Source organism: Massilia scottii, from assembly GCF_030846495.1.
Taxonomy (GTDB): domain Bacteria; phylum Pseudomonadota; class Gammaproteobacteria; order Burkholderiales; family Burkholderiaceae_D; genus Telluria_A; species Telluria_A violaceinigra.
Map to the genome: position 1 here is coordinate 176094 of NZ_JAVCWM010000009.1, position 13760 is coordinate 189853.

The 13760-nt window shown below is 65.5% G+C and carries 17 protein-coding genes; 13 read left to right on the forward strand and 4 right to left on the reverse strand.

The window, feature by feature from the left end:
* Both RBA41_RS15000 and gstA read right to left on the reverse strand, forming a co-directional pair.
* On the reverse strand, window positions 1-1095 hold the full coding sequence (locus RBA41_RS15000) for an NAD(P)H-dependent flavin oxidoreductase (RefSeq protein WP_306624854.1): 1095 nt from the start codon (window positions 1093-1095) through the stop codon (window positions 1-3).
* Between the two features lie 38 nt (window positions 1096-1133).
* On the reverse strand, window positions 1134-1748 hold the full coding sequence (gstA, locus tag RBA41_RS15005; protein ID WP_306624855.1) for a glutathione transferase GstA: 615 nt from the start codon (window positions 1746-1748) through the stop codon (window positions 1134-1136).
* A gap of 151 nt (window positions 1749-1899) precedes the next feature.
* On the opposite strand from gstA, the gene RBA41_RS15010 reads away from it, so the two are divergent.
* Window positions 1900-2877: a LysR family transcriptional regulator gene (locus tag RBA41_RS15010; RefSeq protein ID WP_306624856.1), complete on the forward strand. Its 978-nt coding sequence runs from the start codon at window positions 1900-1902 to the stop codon at window positions 2875-2877.
* A 467-nt stretch (window positions 2878-3344) separates the two neighbouring features.
* On the opposite strand, the gene RBA41_RS15015 is transcribed toward RBA41_RS15010, so the two are convergent.
* Window positions 3345-3632, reverse strand: a complete 288-nt coding sequence (locus RBA41_RS15015) for a hypothetical protein (RefSeq protein WP_306624857.1) — start codon at window positions 3630-3632, stop codon at window positions 3345-3347.
* Window positions 3629-3787: a hypothetical protein gene (locus RBA41_RS15020; protein ID WP_306624858.1), complete on the reverse strand. Its 159-nt coding sequence runs from the start codon at window positions 3785-3787 to the stop codon at window positions 3629-3631. Before RBA41_RS15020 ends, RBA41_RS15015 begins: the two co-directional genes overlap by 4 nt.
* 326 nt (window positions 3788-4113) lie before the next feature.
* On the opposite strand from RBA41_RS15020, the gene RBA41_RS15025 reads away from it, so the two are divergent.
* The 12 genes from RBA41_RS15025 (at window position 4114) to RBA41_RS15080 (ending at window position 13759) form a co-directional block, all read left to right on the forward strand.
* The gene (locus tag RBA41_RS15025) at window positions 4114-4698 is read left to right on the forward strand and encodes an A24 family peptidase (protein WP_306624859.1); all 585 of its coding nucleotides are present in this window, start codon (window positions 4114-4116) and stop codon (window positions 4696-4698) included.
* Between the two features lie 18 nt (window positions 4699-4716).
* Window positions 4717-5559: a Flp pilus assembly protein CpaB gene (gene cpaB, locus RBA41_RS15030; RefSeq protein ID WP_306624860.1), complete on the forward strand. Its 843-nt coding sequence runs from the start codon at window positions 4717-4719 to the stop codon at window positions 5557-5559.
* 21 nt (window positions 5560-5580) lie between these two features.
* Window positions 5581-7095 carry a type II and III secretion system protein family protein gene (locus RBA41_RS15035; RefSeq protein WP_306624861.1) on the forward strand — a complete coding sequence of 505 codons (1515 nt, stop codon included), beginning with the start codon at window positions 5581-5583 and terminating at the stop codon, window positions 7093-7095.
* Between the two features lie 10 nt (window positions 7096-7105).
* A complete protein-coding gene (locus tag RBA41_RS15040) occupies window positions 7106-7378 on the forward strand; it encodes a hypothetical protein (protein ID WP_306624862.1) in 273 nt (90 codons plus the stop codon).
* Between the two features lie 115 nt (window positions 7379-7493).
* Window positions 7494-7697 (forward strand): Flp family type IVb pilin, encoded by a 204-nt coding sequence (locus RBA41_RS15045; protein WP_306624863.1) that lies wholly within the window; start codon window positions 7494-7496, stop codon window positions 7695-7697.
* Between the two features lie 53 nt (window positions 7698-7750).
* Window positions 7751-7954, forward strand: coding sequence for a Flp family type IVb pilin (locus RBA41_RS15050; protein ID WP_099873887.1), 204 nt, complete (start codon window positions 7751-7753; stop codon window positions 7952-7954).
* Window positions 7955-8011: 57 nt separating this feature from the next.
* Entirely contained in the window at window positions 8012-9307 is a 1296-nt protein-coding gene (locus RBA41_RS15055; RefSeq protein ID WP_306624864.1) for a pilus assembly protein TadG-related protein, read from the forward strand.
* 5 nt (window positions 9308-9312) lie between these two features.
* Window positions 9313-9741, forward strand: coding sequence for a TadE/TadG family type IV pilus assembly protein (locus tag RBA41_RS15060; RefSeq protein WP_099882000.1), 429 nt, complete (start codon window positions 9313-9315; stop codon window positions 9739-9741).
* Complete coding sequence (locus RBA41_RS15065; RefSeq protein WP_306624866.1) at window positions 9738-10178, forward strand: TadE family protein; 441 nt, start codon at window positions 9738-9740, stop codon at window positions 10176-10178. Before RBA41_RS15060 ends, RBA41_RS15065 begins: the two co-directional genes overlap by 4 nt.
* 22 nt (window positions 10179-10200) lie before the next feature.
* Window positions 10201-11409, forward strand: coding sequence for a CpaE/TadZ family protein (locus tag RBA41_RS15070; protein ID WP_306624868.1), 1209 nt, complete (start codon window positions 10201-10203; stop codon window positions 11407-11409).
* Window positions 11396-12742: a TadA family conjugal transfer-associated ATPase gene (locus RBA41_RS15075; protein ID WP_306624870.1), complete on the forward strand. Its 1347-nt coding sequence runs from the start codon at window positions 11396-11398 to the stop codon at window positions 12740-12742. Before RBA41_RS15070 ends, RBA41_RS15075 begins: the two co-directional genes overlap by 14 nt.
* Window positions 12743-12751: 9 nt before the next feature.
* Window positions 12752-13759: a type II secretion system F family protein gene (locus tag RBA41_RS15080; RefSeq protein ID WP_306624872.1), complete on the forward strand. Its 1008-nt coding sequence runs from the start codon at window positions 12752-12754 to the stop codon at window positions 13757-13759.
* The last annotated feature ends 1 nt before the right edge of the window (window position 13760 follow it).

Below are 13760 nucleotides of genomic sequence, written 5' to 3' on the forward strand. Positions count from 1 at the left end.
TCAGGAAGAATCGCCACCCATGCGCCTGATGATCACTGACGTTTCTTCCACCAGGGCGGCCATCAGCGAGCGTGCATCGCGATGCGTGAGCAGTGGGGCCGACTGTCCGCACCATAGCGACATCAGGTCGGAACGCTCCTGGGCACCGGCGGCCTTTTTCATTATTCCGGTAAACCAGTTCTGTACCGGGTATTGCGGTATCTGCGCGGCGTGCGGCTGCAATTCGTTCATCAGCCGGTTGCGGATGCCGCGCGCCAGCCTGCCGCTGAAGACCCGCGTCAACCCCGTGTAGCGCGCGTCCGGGCTGAAAAGCATCTTGCGATGGGTGGCCTCGGCATTCGATTCCTCACATGCGAGAAACGCCGTGCCGATCTGCACGCCCTGCGCACCCAGCGCCAGCGCGGCTGCGATACCGCGCGCGTCAGCGATGCCGCCCGCGGCGATCACCGGAATGCGAACGGCGTCGGCCACCTGCGGTATGAGCGAAAAGGTTCCCGATAGCGACTCTTCCGCCCCGCGCAAAAAGGACACGCGGTGCCCGCCCGCCTCGAAACCGGTGGCGACGATCATGTCGACGCCGGCTTGTTCCAGTGCGATCGCCTCATCGACCGTGGTCGCGGCGCCAAGTGTCACGATGCCAAGTTCGCGGCAGCGCTTGAGCACACTCTGCGACGGTATCCCGAACACAAAGCTGAACACCGCCGGCCGCGCTTGAAGAACTGCCTCGATTTGCTCGGCGTAAGGCGGAGCGAACCGCTGCGGCCGTTGCGGCATTGGCAGCCCGAGTTCCGTAAAGTACGGCTGCAACAATGCCGTATTGCGCGCGAATGCCGCATCGTCAATCCGCAGCTCGTCGGCGTCGTCCAGCGGGATCCATAGATTCAATGCGAACGGACCCGATGTGCGTGCCCGGATCCGGCTTGCGACATCGCGGATGCCGTTTGCATCAAGATGATGGACGCCGAATGAACCGAGGCCGCCACTTTCGCAAACGGCGGCGACCAGGTCGACCGACGAAATGCCGCCGCCGAACGGCCCCTGGATAATCGGCGCGGCCAAGCCAAGGCGGCGTGCTACTTCAGTATTTTTCCACATGATTCAGATTCCCGATGTTGGCCCGCGGACTGTTTGGTTCATTTCGCATTCTGCAAACCTTCTGCCTTCATCGCTTCCTGTACAGCCGCGCGCGATGCAACGCGTTTGAGGAATGCCTGTACATGCTCGAACTCCGACAAATCGAGATTGACGTGGCTGGCCCAGCCCGCGACCGTGAAGAGGTAGGCGTCGGCAGCGGTAAAGCTGTCACCGGTCAGGTAAGGCTTGCCACGTAACTGATCTGACACCCAGCCGAATTTCCTGCTCAGGATTGCGGCGAAGACTGCCTTGGCCGCCGCGTCCAATGCCGGATTGAACAGCGGACTGAACGACTTGTGCAGCTCGGACGTGATGTAGTTCTGCCACTCCATCACCCGATAGCGCGCCATCGATCCGGCGGCGGGCATCAAATCGTCGCGGCGAGCACGGTCTGCAATGAATTGCGCAATGATCGGTCCCTCGGACAGTCGCTGGCCGTCATCGAGTTCGAGAACCGGCACATGGCCTTTCGGATTGATGGTGTAAAAGTCGATCCCCTCTTCAGTCAGGTGCGTTCTGGTGTCGACCTTGACGAGCGTATGCGGCAGTTTTGCTTCGCACAGCAGGATATGTGGCGCGAGCGAGCAGGCGCCGGGCGAATAATAGAGTTTCATGGTTGTTTTCCGGTGAGGTTGGCTTCAGTGACGCCGAAAGCGGCTGATTGCGCGATCTGCAATATGGTGTAGTCTATTGATGTTTTTTTCAGAGATAAATCCACATCCATGCAATTCATCTGATACATCATGTAATGAATAAAACAGCCAAATGAGACGCCATTTTGAGGATGTATTGGTAGGCAGCATCGAGCTGTTCTGCGCCGCTGCCGAATACGGCAGTTTTACCGCCGCCGCCAAGGCGGTTGGCGTGACGCCCGCCGCGGTGAGCCGCTCGGTATCGCGGCTCGAGGCGCGGCTTGGCGCGCGGCTGTTCGTGCGCACCACGCGGCAAGTGAGCTTGACGGAAGACGGTCGCCGCTATTTCGAGCAATGCCGGCAGGCGCTCACCCAACTGATCAATGCCGAACGTGCGGTCACTGGCCTGCAAAGCATGCCTTCCGGCGTGCTGCGGATCAGCGTGCCGACAACCTACGGCCATCATCGCGTGCTGCCGCTGCTGCCGCAGTTTCGCGCACTGTATCCGGAGGTGCGGGTCGATGTTCATGTCAGCAACCGGAACATCGATTTTGTCGATGAAGGTTATGACCTCGCGATCCGTGCGCGCGAACCTGCCGATTCGCGCTTTGTCGCCCGCAAGCTGGAAGATGCGGAGCTGGTCGTTGTGGCCGCGCCCGGCTATCTCGCCCGGGCCGGCATGCCGGATTCAATCGCCTCCCTTGCGCGGCACGACTGCATTAACTTTGTGTTGCCCAGTACTGGCCGCCCGATTCCCTGGCTGTTTCGCGAAAAAGGAAAGTTGATCGAGGTGGCGGCGACCGGCAGTTATTGCCTGTACGAAGACATACTCGCCGGGGTGACATTGGCGCGCAGCGGCGCGGGCCTGTTCCAGGCATATCGATTTACGATCGAAGAAGAGTTGCGCAACAAGTCGCTGGTCGACGTATTGTCCGCGCATGGAGGCTGCTCGCGCCCGTTCTCCGTGATGTATCCTCACGGCCGGCACTTGTCACTGAAAGTACGCGCGTTCGTGGATTTCTTGCTGGAGGCCCGCTCGCGCGCGCCGGCGCCGGCTTGCGACAGCGCCGCCCCGCGCGACCTCAACCGGCGGTCCAGTACGTACTCCTGACACGGTTATCGTATCCGATGGCAAACAGATCCAGAATGCCCGGTGCCCGCGCAACGGCAGCGATCCGTTGCTCGTTGTGTTCGAACACGGTTGGGCCGCGAATCAGGAACCAGTCGGCGGCCTGTCCTCCCGAGTTACCCTGGAGGGCATCAGGCTGGCGTTCTCGATGCGTCGAATTATCTGCAACGGTTTCCGCTGTTGCCGCTGTGGGAAATGGTGTTACTGGACTCTAGCCATGACAAGCTCCTCTGTTCGTTGCTATTGAGAGAGTTTCATATCGACCTCATGTGGTTCGCCGTAATGATCGGCGCGAGGCTTTCAGTCATGGTAAGTACGCGGATGCGGCGGCCAATGTGCCAGCCCAACGAGCCACTTGAGGCGCACTGCTCGCTACCCTCATGGCCGGACGCATGGGATTGAAGAATATCGCCAAGGAAAAAATTACCGGCGTCGACGCAGGCGCTTGCTCAATGCCACCCAGCATTGTCGAGGCGCCTGAAGACGAGTAACAGAAGTAAAAGAATGACGCTCACGGGAAGCGACAGCATGACGCTGAGCCGCAGCGTCCTCGCCATCGTCGCATTGCGCTTCACGTCCGCCAGCACCGCAAACGGCAGCGGCGCCAGACTGGCCAGCGCGGGAAGGAGCAGCAGCGCGCGCCGCCACGACGATCCGCTGGCGCCATCGGCACAGGCAAAGGTCAGGCCGACCACGAGCAGCAGATGAAGCGCGATGAAGACGATGCGCGCGATCACGCCAGCGGCGTCATTGCGACGCTTCGCTCTTGAGGCGTTTGGCCAGCCGCTGTCCACTCCTCGCACATGCCGCACTTGAGGTCCTCGGCCATTGCCGCCGTCATCCCTGTTGCCGTGATCGCCAGGGCGAGTGCCAGCCCGCGCAAGATTGCCATGCATTGCCTCCAATGAAGAATGGGCGCCGGCGCGCCCGTTGCCACTGACCGCCCGGCCGATTCGCGCCATACGAAGTTCGCAATGTTACACGTTAAACAGCACCCCTTGGGCCAAGACAGGCGCGTGACATTCGTACTACGCCGCCCTGCCCTTGCCTGGTGCACGCGCCCCATCCGCTGCCCTGAAAATCAGGAGCGCCGTCCCATCCGGAAAAGGACATCCCGCCGATTCGCCGCCGGGCCCGTCTAAATATACTCACTCCATCGATCACGCAAACAGCTCCAGGCCTTGCAGGATCACCCGACAACATCACCGGCGAGTAATCATGGACGAAACAGCTTTCTTTTTTGAACTGCTCGGCATGCTGGTCACCGATCCGCGTACCGGCGTGCTGCTGGCCCTGCTGGCGGCGGCCGCGGTGTGCGACTACCGCACTTTCCGCATTCCCAACCTGATCACCGGCGGCGGCATCCTGTTCGCACTGGTCTACAACACCGTCGTGCCACCCGACTGGCGCGCCGGCTGGACCTGGGCGCCGGCCGGCATGCTGCTCGGTTTCGGCGCGATGCTGCCGATGTACGCGATCGGCACGATGGGCGCCGGCGACGTCAAGCTGATGGCCATGGTCGGCGCCTTTCTCGGCTTTAACGCGACCCTGTACGCCCTGCTGTTTTGCGTGATCGCCGCCGGCATCGCCGCCCTCGTCTTCGGCCTGCGCAAGCGGGTGATGGGACGGATGCTGGCCAACACCGGCGACGCCATGCGCGGCATGCTGTGGTCCGCCGTCGCCAGCGGCACGCCGAGGCTGCAGCCGGAAGCCATGCAATCGGTCGGCAAGCTGGCCTACGGCATCAGCATCGCGCTCGGCACCACGAGCTACCTGGTGGCCCAGCAATTCAACCTCGTCTGACCTCAGAAAGAGATCACCATGAAAAACCTCAAGGCACTCGGGCTGATCGCATTCGCCCTCGTCATCGGACTGGCGGCGGCCGTCTACGCCGCCGGATGGGTATCGCGCCAGGGCGGCGTCAGCCTGAACAAGGTCGTCGTGGCGGCGGTCGACATCGAACCCGGCAGCAAGATCAACACCGAAATGCTGACCAACCTCGACTGGCCGGCCGGCGCCACCCCGCCGGGCGCCTTCAAGAACGCCGGCGAACTGCAGGACCGCATCGCCAAGGTCGGCATCCTGCGCGGCGAACCGCTGCTCGACGGCAAGCTGGCGCCGCAGGGCACCAAGGGCGGCCTGTCGGCTGTCATCGCCGAGGGCAAGCGGGCCATGACGGTGCGCGTCAACGATGTGGTGGGCGTGGCCGGCTTTGCCCTGCCCGGCAACTACGTCGATGTGATGGTCAATGCGCAGCAGGAAAAATCGGGAAACGAAGAGGGCAAGCAGATCAGCAAGACGGTCCTCGAACGGGTACTGGTGCTGGCGGTGGCGCAGGAAGCGGGCCGCGACGATACCAAGCCCAAGGTCGTCAGCGCCGTCACCCTGGAACTGTCGCTGGAAGACTCGGAGAGGCTCGACCTGGCACGCAGCGTCGGCACCCTGTCGCTGGTGCTGCGCAACCAGGTCGACCAGAAGACCGTGGCGACCGCCGGCATCACCAAGGACGAGCTGTTCGGCGGCAAGAAAGCGCCGGCGCCCCTGCCCGCCCCGGCGGCGGTGCGCAAGCCACGCCCGGCCATGACCGCGGCCGCGCCGGCCGCCAGCCGCCGCCATTGTGTGGAAGTGATCCAGCACGGCGTGCTGGCAGTGAACTGCTTTTGAACAGCCACGGAGACCTGAATCATGAACAAGCACATTCGCATGGCGGCATGGACCGTCGCGACCGCAGGCATGGTTGCCACGCCGGCCTGGGCAGCAGAAGCGGCAACGCGGGGCGCAGGCGGCACGAAAAATTGCAAGTCGGTGGTCGTCGCAAAGACAGCGCAGGTGATGCTCGGTAAGTCGTCGGTGATTGCGCTGACGGCGCCGGTGACCCGCATCGTGGCCAGCGGCCAGCGCGACGCCAAACAGGCAAGCGCGGCAAGCACGGCAAGCACGGCGGCGGGCGACGCGGCGGACGTGGGCAGCATCGCCGAGATCGAGGTACTGCTGCTCAGCCCAACCGACCTGTTCCTGCTTGGAAAAAAAGCCGGCGCCACCAGCCTCATTTTGCAGGATGCGAGCGGGGTGTGCTACCTGCGCGACATCGTGGTGGAGATCGACCCGGCCACCCTGCAAGCCAAGCTGGGCGAACTGATGCCCGAGGAAACCGGCATCGTCGTCAAGAGTGCCGAAAACGCCATCGTGCTGACCGGCACGGTGCGCGACGCCGGCCAGCTCGACGAAGCGCTGCGCGTGGCCGGTGCCTACGGCGGCGGCAAGCGCGTGCTGAACCTGCTGCGGGTGGGCTCGCCCCAGCAAGTGATGCTGGAAGTGAAGATCGCCGAAGTCAGCAAGACCCTGCTCGACAAGTTCGGCGTCGATTTTGCCCGCATGGTTGCCTCGGCCGACGGCCTGAGCTCGCGCGTCATCTCGGGCATCCTGGGCGGCGCGCCGGCGGTGGTTGGCCAGTACAGTCACGGCGGGTCGGGCGCGGCACTGGGCGCCGTGGCCGACGCCGCGGTCAGGGGCGGCAATTCGGCCGCCGGGGCGCAGCTGTCGGCGGGAGCGCGCGGCGCCACCCTGTTCGGGGTCGATGCGCAGAAAAAAGATGGCCTGGTACGGGTGCTGGCAGAACCGAACATCATGGCCATCAGCGGCCAGTCGGCCAGCTTTCTGTCGGGCGGCAAGATTTTCATTCCGGTGGCCCAGTCGCGCGACAGCGGCGGCTCCACCGTCACCCTGGAAGAGAAGGAATTCGGGGTCGGGCTCAAGTTCTCGCCGACGGTGCTGGGCGGGGCCCGCATCAACCTCAAGCTGGTATCGGAAGTGTCGGAGCTGGCGCAGACCGGTTCGCCCTTCACCACCAGCGGCGGCGTGACCTCGGTGCTGCCGTCGATCACCACGCGCCGGGTCGACACCACGGTGCAGCTCAACGACGGCCAGAGCTTCGCCATCGCGGGCCTGATCCGCAACAACGTGACCGAAACCCTGTCGCGCTTTCCCGGCCTGGGCGACATCCCGGTGCTCGGCGCGCTGTTTCGCTCGACCGAGTTCCAGAAAGACCAGACCGAGCTGATATTCATCGTCACGCCGCGCCTGGTCAAGCCGGCCAGCGCACTGGCGGCGCCGACCGACCACCACGTGCCGGCCAGTCGTGCCGACCTGATTTTCATGGGCAAGACCGAGGGCAGGTCCGCCCCCGCAAAAACCGAATAAGGAGAGCGCCATGAACACACTCATTTGCCGCGCCGCGCTGCCCGTGCTGGCCATGCTGGCCGGCTGCGCCACGGCCCCCCGCTACGAGGCGCGTTTCGGCGACGCCGTGCGCCAGGCGCGCAGCGCCATGACCATCGACCCGCAGGCGGGCGCCACGCCCGACCCGGTGGCCGGCATCGACGGCCAGGCCGCGCGCGACGCCATGACGCGCTACCAGGACAGCTTCAAGGCGCCGCCGCCGGTGGTCAACGTCATCAACATCGGCGGCCCCGCCGCCAGGTGAGCCGGCAGGCTCGCCACAGGATCTGGCAGCGGCCATGGGGCCGCCGTCCGGAGCAGTACCCCGCCCGCAGGGGCGGGCATGTTTGTCCCTCCATCTCACATGAAAGGTACGTCAAATGAACACTTTTTTGAAATCGATAAGCCAGTCGGTCCAATCCTTCGCCCGCGACGACGAAGGCGCCCAGGTCGTCGAGTATGCGCTGATCATCGCGGTCGTCTCGATCATCCTGGTGGTGGCGCTGCGCAACCTCACCGGCACCAGCTTCTCCGGCTTCATCGCCCGCGTCGAATCGTGCCTGACCGGCGGCGCCTGCACCTGATCCCCGGCGTACCAGCAACCCCTTCCCGATAACACAACTGAAAGGTCCATACCATGAACGCCCTGCTCAACAACGCCAGCCGCAGCATCCGCTCCTTCCTGCGCGACGACGAAGGCGCCCAGGTGGTCGAATACGCGCTGATCATCGCCGTCGTCTCGATCATCCTGGTGGTCGCGCTGCGCAATCTCACCGGCACCAGCTTTTCCGGCTTCATTGCCCGCGTCGAGTCCTGCCTGACCGGCGGCGCCTGCGCCTGACCCACCAGCCGACGGACCGCGGCCTGCCCGCGGCCCGTCATTTTTTGGATGAAAACCATGATCCCGCACAATCGATACGCAGTTCGCCAGCGCCAGCACGGCGCGGTGATCCTGACGGTCTGCTTCCTGCTGTTTTTCCTGCTGGGGTTTGTCGCCATCGCCTTCGACCTGGGGCGCCTGTTCATCGTCAAGACCGAGCTGCAGACGGCCATGGACAGCTGCGCCCTGGCCGCGGCCCAGGAGCTCGACGGCCAGTCGAGCGCACTGGCGCGGGCGCGCCGGGCCGGCACCACCGCGGCCAATCTGAACCGGGTCAACCTGCAGTCGGCGAGCTGGGACGGCAAGGGCCAGTTGCCGGAGACCGGCATCAGCTTCCGCGACCAGGGCTACATGCCCACCACCGCTCCCGCCAGCGCGCGCTACGCGCAGTGCGAGCACCGCCAGAGCGGGATAAGAATGTGGCTGCTGCACGCGCTGGGTACGTTTGCCGGCAACGGCACCGCCAATCCGTCCACGCGCGCGGTGCTGGCCAGCGCGGTCGCCACGCGCGGCAGCGCCCAGAGTACCTGCCCGATCCCGGTGGCGATCAAGGCCAAGGTGGGCGGCACGCCATCGAACAACTACGGTTTCCTGGTCGGCGAATGGGTGACCGTGTTCGACAAGGGCGGCGCGGCTGCGTCGGCCGGCGAAATGGGCTGGTACAACCTCGATGGCAGCAAAAGCGCCAGCGAAACGGCCGCCGAACTGGCCGAAGGAGGCTACTGCGGCACACGCCTGGGCGACACGCTCGGCACCCCGGGCGCGCAAACCAGCGTGGACCGGCCATGGAACTTCCGCTTCGGTGTCTACAAGAACAGCGATTCCCCCGCCCTGAACCATCCCGACCAAAGCGGTTACTCCTACACCGCCGCCAACTGGAAGAACGCGGTGCCGCAGAACGCTTTTGCCGGCACGCCCGCACCCGGCTCGCACGCCAGCGCCCAGAACTACATCACCAAGCGCGCCGCCTATGCCTCGCTGGCCGACACCGGCACCAGCATCAAGACCGGGTCGCAGATCGCCTTCAACGACAACAACCGCCTGAACAGCTTCCACAAGCTGGCCACGCCCGGCGCGGCCGGCGAGCACCGCCAGTACGGCACCAGCCGGCGCCTGGTGATCGTCCCGGTGATCAATGGCGCGTCCCAGGTCACCGACTTCGTGTGCATGTTCATGCTGCATCCACTGAGCGGCCCGAACGACCCGGCCCAGCTGGAGTTTCGCGGCCTGGCAGGGATCGCGGCCTCGCCCTGTTCGCCGGGCGGCACGCCCGGTGGCGCGGCCGGGCCGCTGGTACCGGTACTGGTGAGGTGAACGCCATGAAAAAACGTCAACAAGGCGTAGCCCTGGTCGAATTCGCGTTCGTGCTGCCGCTGCTACTCATTCTCTCGCTGGTGTGCGCCGAACTCGGACGCGCCGTCTACCGCTACAACACCACCGCCAAGACCGTGCGCAATGCGGTGCGCTACCTGTCGGTGCAAACGCCGGGCACCCACGTCGTCGAGGCGCGCAACATGATCTTGTACGGGAACGTGGCCGGCACCGGCACGCTGCTCGACCCGGCGCTGACGGCGGCCAACGTGCCGGCGCCGACCTGGCAGACGGCCGGCAGCGATCCGCTGATGAACACCGTCACGATCCGGGTATCGGGCTACCAGTTCCGGCCGCTGATGGCCAATATGTTCGGGGCCAGGTTCGCGGTCATTTCCTTCAACGATATCAGCGCCACCATGCGCAGCCCATTATGAAAACCAGGAAAACAGCCCCCCGCAACGGCGCGACGACGATCGAACTGGCGTTCGTGCTGGTGCTCTTCTTCATGTTCCTGCTCGGCGTGACCGACGTGGCGCGCATGCTGTTCACCTGGAACGCGGCCACCGAGGCCACCCGCGCCGGCGCGCGCTACGCGGTGGTGTGCGCCGACCCGGCCAACCAGGGGCAGGTACTGCAGAAGATGCGCATGATGGTGCCCGAAATCGGCGCGGTGGCGCTGGCGTGGGAGCCGTCCGGCTGCGACGCCGCCAGCTGCGCAGGGGTGACGGTGACCGTCACCAGCCTGCACTACCGCTGGCTCTCGCCGGTGGTCGGGGTGGTGATGCCGGTGCGCGCGCTGCCCGCGTTCAGCACCTATCTGCCGCGCGAAATGATGCGGCGCGATCCCAATAACGCGCTCATCTGCCAATAAAAACCCAACCAAGGAACTCGCCATGAAAATTGCCATCGTATCGCCCGACAAACTACGCATCAACGAGATCGGGCAGCTGCTGCAGGGCGGCGCGCACGTGGTGCTGCCCACCGTCGGCGGCGCCGGCGACCTGCTGGCGCTGGCCGGGCGCGACCAGCCGGACCTGATGCTGGTCGACGGCTGCGCCGACAGCGCGGGCCTGGCCGCCATCGGCGCGCTCACCAGCGGCCATCCGCACATCGCCGTGGTGCTGCTGTGCGCGATCTGCACGCCCGACTTCCTGATCAACGCCATGCGCGCCGGGGTGCGCGAGGTGCTGCCGGCACCGCTCGCGCCGGCCGAACTGGAGGCGGCGCTGCTGCGCATCGGCGCCAAGCTGCGCAACGCCCAGGCGCACAGCGAAGGCAAGGTCCTCGCCTTCATTTCCTGCAAGGGCGGCAGCGGCGCCACCTTCCTCGCCACCAGCCTGGGATACCAGCTGGCGCAAACCCGTTCCGTGCTGCTGGTCGACCTGAACCTGCAGTTCGGCGACGCGCTCGCGTTCGTGCACGATGGCCGTCCCGCATCGACCCTGGCCGACGTGGCGCGCGCCATCGCGCGCCTGGACTCTTCCTTCCTGGCCGCCAGCACGGTCAAGGTGACGCCCAATTTCAGCATCCTGGCCGCGCCCGACGACCATGCCCAGGCGGTCGAGATCAGCGCGGCGCACGTGGACGCGATACTGGCGCTGGCGGTGCGGCACTACGACTACGTGGTGCTCGATATCGGGCGCCCGGTGACCACCCTGAGCATCAAGGCGCTCGACCGCGCGTACCGCATTTATCCGGTGCTGCAGGCCGGCCTGGCGTCGATCCGCAACGCCAAGAAGATGCTGGCCATTTTCAAGTCGCTCGATTACGGCGCCGACAAGATCGAGCTGATCGTCAACCGTTTCGAGCGCAAGGGACCGATCGGCGTGGCCGAGATCGAACGGGCACTGGGCAAGTTCGCGATCCACACGGTCGCCAACTCGTACAGGCAGGTGACCGCGGCGATCGACCATGGCGAGCCCCTGACGGCGAGCGCGCGCGCCAATCCGGTGCTGCACGGCGTGGCCGCTCTGGCCGAAGCGCTCATGACGCGTCCGCAGGCCGCGCACACCGCGCAGGACGGCACGCCGGCGCGCCTGTTCGGCCGCCTTACCGGCCGCCTGTTAGGACGCCACTCAGGAGAATCCCATGTCCTTCCGTGAACAACTCAATGCCATCGACAGCCAGGCCGACATGCGCGTGGCCGCCTCCGGCGCCAGCGACGACTACCACGCCATCAAGGGGCGCATCCACCTGAAACTGCTCGACAAGTTCGACCTGGCCGCGCTCGAAGCGCTGCCGGGGCCCATGCTGCGCGGCGAAATCGCGGTGATGGCCGAACGCCTGCTCGACGAGGAGCAGGCCGCGATCAACGAATCGGAACGGCGTTCGCTGATCCGCGACATCCAGCACGAGATGCTCGGCTTCGGCCCGCTGGAACTGCTGATGGCCGATCCGACCGTCTCCGACATCCTGGTCAACAGCTACAACCGCATTTTCGTGGAACGCAAGGGCCGGCTGGAACTGAGCACGGTGCGCTTCACCGACGAAAAGCACCTGCTGCGCATCATCGACAAGATCGTCTCGCTGGTGGGGCGCCGCATCGACGAATCGAGCCCCATGGTCGACGCGCGCCTGCCGGACGGCTCGCGCGTGAATGCCGTGATCGCGCCGGTGGCGCTGGACGGCCCGATGATGTCGATCCGCCGCTTCGCCCACATTCCGCTGAAGATGGATAACCTGATCCACGACCTGCACAGCCTCACGCCCGACATGGCGACCGTGCTCGAAGGGCTGTGCAAGTCCAAGGTCAACATGATCATCGCCGGCGGCACCGGGGCCGGCAAGACCACCTTGCTCAACATCCTGTCCGGCTTCATTCCGCCGGCCGAACGCATCGTCACCATCGAAGACGCGGCCGAACTGCAGCTGCAGCAGCCGCACGTGGTGCGCATGGAGACGCGCCCGGCCAACATCGAAGGCAAGGGCGAAATCACGCAGCGCGCGCTGGTGCGCAACGCGCTGCGCATGCGTCCGGACCGGATCATCATCGGCGAGGTGCGCGGCGCCGAGGCGGTCGACATGCTGCAGGCCATGAACACGGGCCACGACGGCTCGCTCACCACCATCCACGCCAACAACCCGCGCGACGCCCTCTCGCGCCTGGAAAACATGATCGGCATGGCCAACCTGAACTTGCCGCACAAGGCGGCGCGCCAGCAGATCGCCTCGGCCATCACGGTGGTGATCCAGGGCCTGCGCCTGATCGACGGGCGCCGCAAGATCACCAGCATTCAGGAGATCACCGGCATGGAAGGCGACATCATCACCATGCAGGAAATCTTCGCCTTCCGCCAGACCGGCGTTGCCGCCGACGGCGCCGTCGAAGGCTACTTCCAGGCCAGCGGCGTGCGCCCCAAGTTCAGCGACCGCCTGCGCGCGTTCGGCGTGACCCTGCCCGACGCCATGTTCGACAGCACCCGCCGCTACCAGTAGGAGGCCATCATGCTCAGTCAAGTCAACGGCGCCGGCGCCGGCGCTCCCGTTTCGCCGCTGCTGTCGGTGCTGGTATTCATCGCGGTGGTCCTGCTGTTCGAGGGGCTCTACCTGATGTGGAAGACCTACAAGGGACCGCAGGCCAGGAAGATCGAACATCGCCTCAACGCCCTGTCGGCGGCGGGCGACAGTTCGGCCCAGTCGCACCTGCTGCGCGAGCGCATGATGAGCGAGCTGCCGCTGTTCCAGCGCCTGTTGCTGCGCCTGCCGCGCGCCCACCAGCTCGACCGCTATCTGCTGCAGGCGAACCTGAACTGGACCGTCTCGAAACTGCTGCTGGCCTGCGTGGCGCTGGGCGCGGCCAGCTTCCTGCTGGTGACGGGGCTGCTGCACCAGCCCTTCATGGCCGGTGCACTGGTGGCGGGCGTGGTGGCCTGGCTGCCGCTGGCGTACCTGCAGCGCCGGCGCCGCCGCCGCCTCACCAAACTGGAGCAGCAATTGCCCGACGCGCTCGACCTGCTGGCGCGCGCCCTGCGCGCCGGCCACGCTTTCGGGGCCGGCCTGCAGATGATCGGCGACGAAATGGCCGAGCCGATCGCCAGCGAATTCCGGCTGGTGCACGACGAGATCAACTTCGGCGTCTCGCTCGAACAGGCGCTGGGCAACCTGAGCGTGCGCGCGCCGATCACCGACCTGCGCTACTTCGTGGTGGCGGTGCTGATCCAGCGCGATTCGGGCGGCAACCTGACCGAGGTGCTGGCCAACCTGAGCCGCCTGATCCGCCAGCGCCTCAAGCTGTTCTGGCATGTGCGCGTGCTCTCGGCCGAGGGCCGCATGTCGGCCTGGCTGCTGTCGCTGCTGCCGTTCGCCATCGGTGGCTTGATGAGCGTGTTCAACCCGGACTTCATGGCGCCTTTGTGGACCGACCCGCTGGGCCAGAGCCTGGTGCGCGGCATGCTCATTTCGATGGCGTTCGGCATCTTGCTGCTGCGTCACATCATTCGTATCCGTATCTGAA

What these genes read in the sequence shown, in the direction of transcription:
- RBA41_RS15000 (WP_306624854.1), bottom strand. Translation starts at nt 1,095, where the DNA reads ATGTGGAAAAATACTGAAGTAGCACGCCGCCTTGGCTTGGCCGCGCCG.
- cpaB (WP_306624860.1), top strand. Translation starts at nt 4,717, where the DNA reads ATGAAAAACCTCAAGGCACTCGGGCTGATCGCATTCGCCCTCGTCATC.
- RBA41_RS15080 (WP_306624872.1), top strand. Translation starts at nt 12,752, where the DNA reads ATGCTCAGTCAAGTCAACGGCGCCGGCGCCGGCGCTCCCGTTTCGCCG.
- RBA41_RS15020 (WP_306624858.1), bottom strand. Translation starts at nt 3,787, where the DNA reads ATGGCAATCTTGCGCGGGCTGGCACTCGCCCTGGCGATCACGGCAACA.
- RBA41_RS15055 (WP_306624864.1), top strand. Translation starts at nt 8,012, where the DNA reads ATGATCCCGCACAATCGATACGCAGTTCGCCAGCGCCAGCACGGCGCG.
- gstA (WP_306624855.1), bottom strand. Translation starts at nt 1,748, where the DNA reads ATGAAACTCTATTATTCGCCCGGCGCCTGCTCGCTCGCGCCACATATC.
- RBA41_RS15035 (WP_306624861.1), top strand. Translation starts at nt 5,581, where the DNA reads ATGAACAAGCACATTCGCATGGCGGCATGGACCGTCGCGACCGCAGGC.
- RBA41_RS15050 (WP_099873887.1), top strand. Translation starts at nt 7,751, where the DNA reads ATGAACGCCCTGCTCAACAACGCCAGCCGCAGCATCCGCTCCTTCCTG.
- RBA41_RS15060 (WP_099882000.1), top strand. Translation starts at nt 9,313, where the DNA reads ATGAAAAAACGTCAACAAGGCGTAGCCCTGGTCGAATTCGCGTTCGTG.
- RBA41_RS15070 (WP_306624868.1), top strand. Translation starts at nt 10,201, where the DNA reads ATGAAAATTGCCATCGTATCGCCCGACAAACTACGCATCAACGAGATC.
- RBA41_RS15045 (WP_306624863.1), top strand. Translation starts at nt 7,494, where the DNA reads ATGAACACTTTTTTGAAATCGATAAGCCAGTCGGTCCAATCCTTCGCC.
- RBA41_RS15010 (WP_306624856.1), top strand. Translation starts at nt 1,900, where the DNA reads ATGAGACGCCATTTTGAGGATGTATTGGTAGGCAGCATCGAGCTGTTC.
- RBA41_RS15025 (WP_306624859.1), top strand. Translation starts at nt 4,114, where the DNA reads ATGGACGAAACAGCTTTCTTTTTTGAACTGCTCGGCATGCTGGTCACC.
- RBA41_RS15065 (WP_306624866.1), top strand. Translation starts at nt 9,738, where the DNA reads ATGAAAACCAGGAAAACAGCCCCCCGCAACGGCGCGACGACGATCGAA.
- RBA41_RS15075 (WP_306624870.1), top strand. Translation starts at nt 11,396, where the DNA reads ATGTCCTTCCGTGAACAACTCAATGCCATCGACAGCCAGGCCGACATG.
- RBA41_RS15040 (WP_306624862.1), top strand. Translation starts at nt 7,106, where the DNA reads ATGAACACACTCATTTGCCGCGCCGCGCTGCCCGTGCTGGCCATGCTG.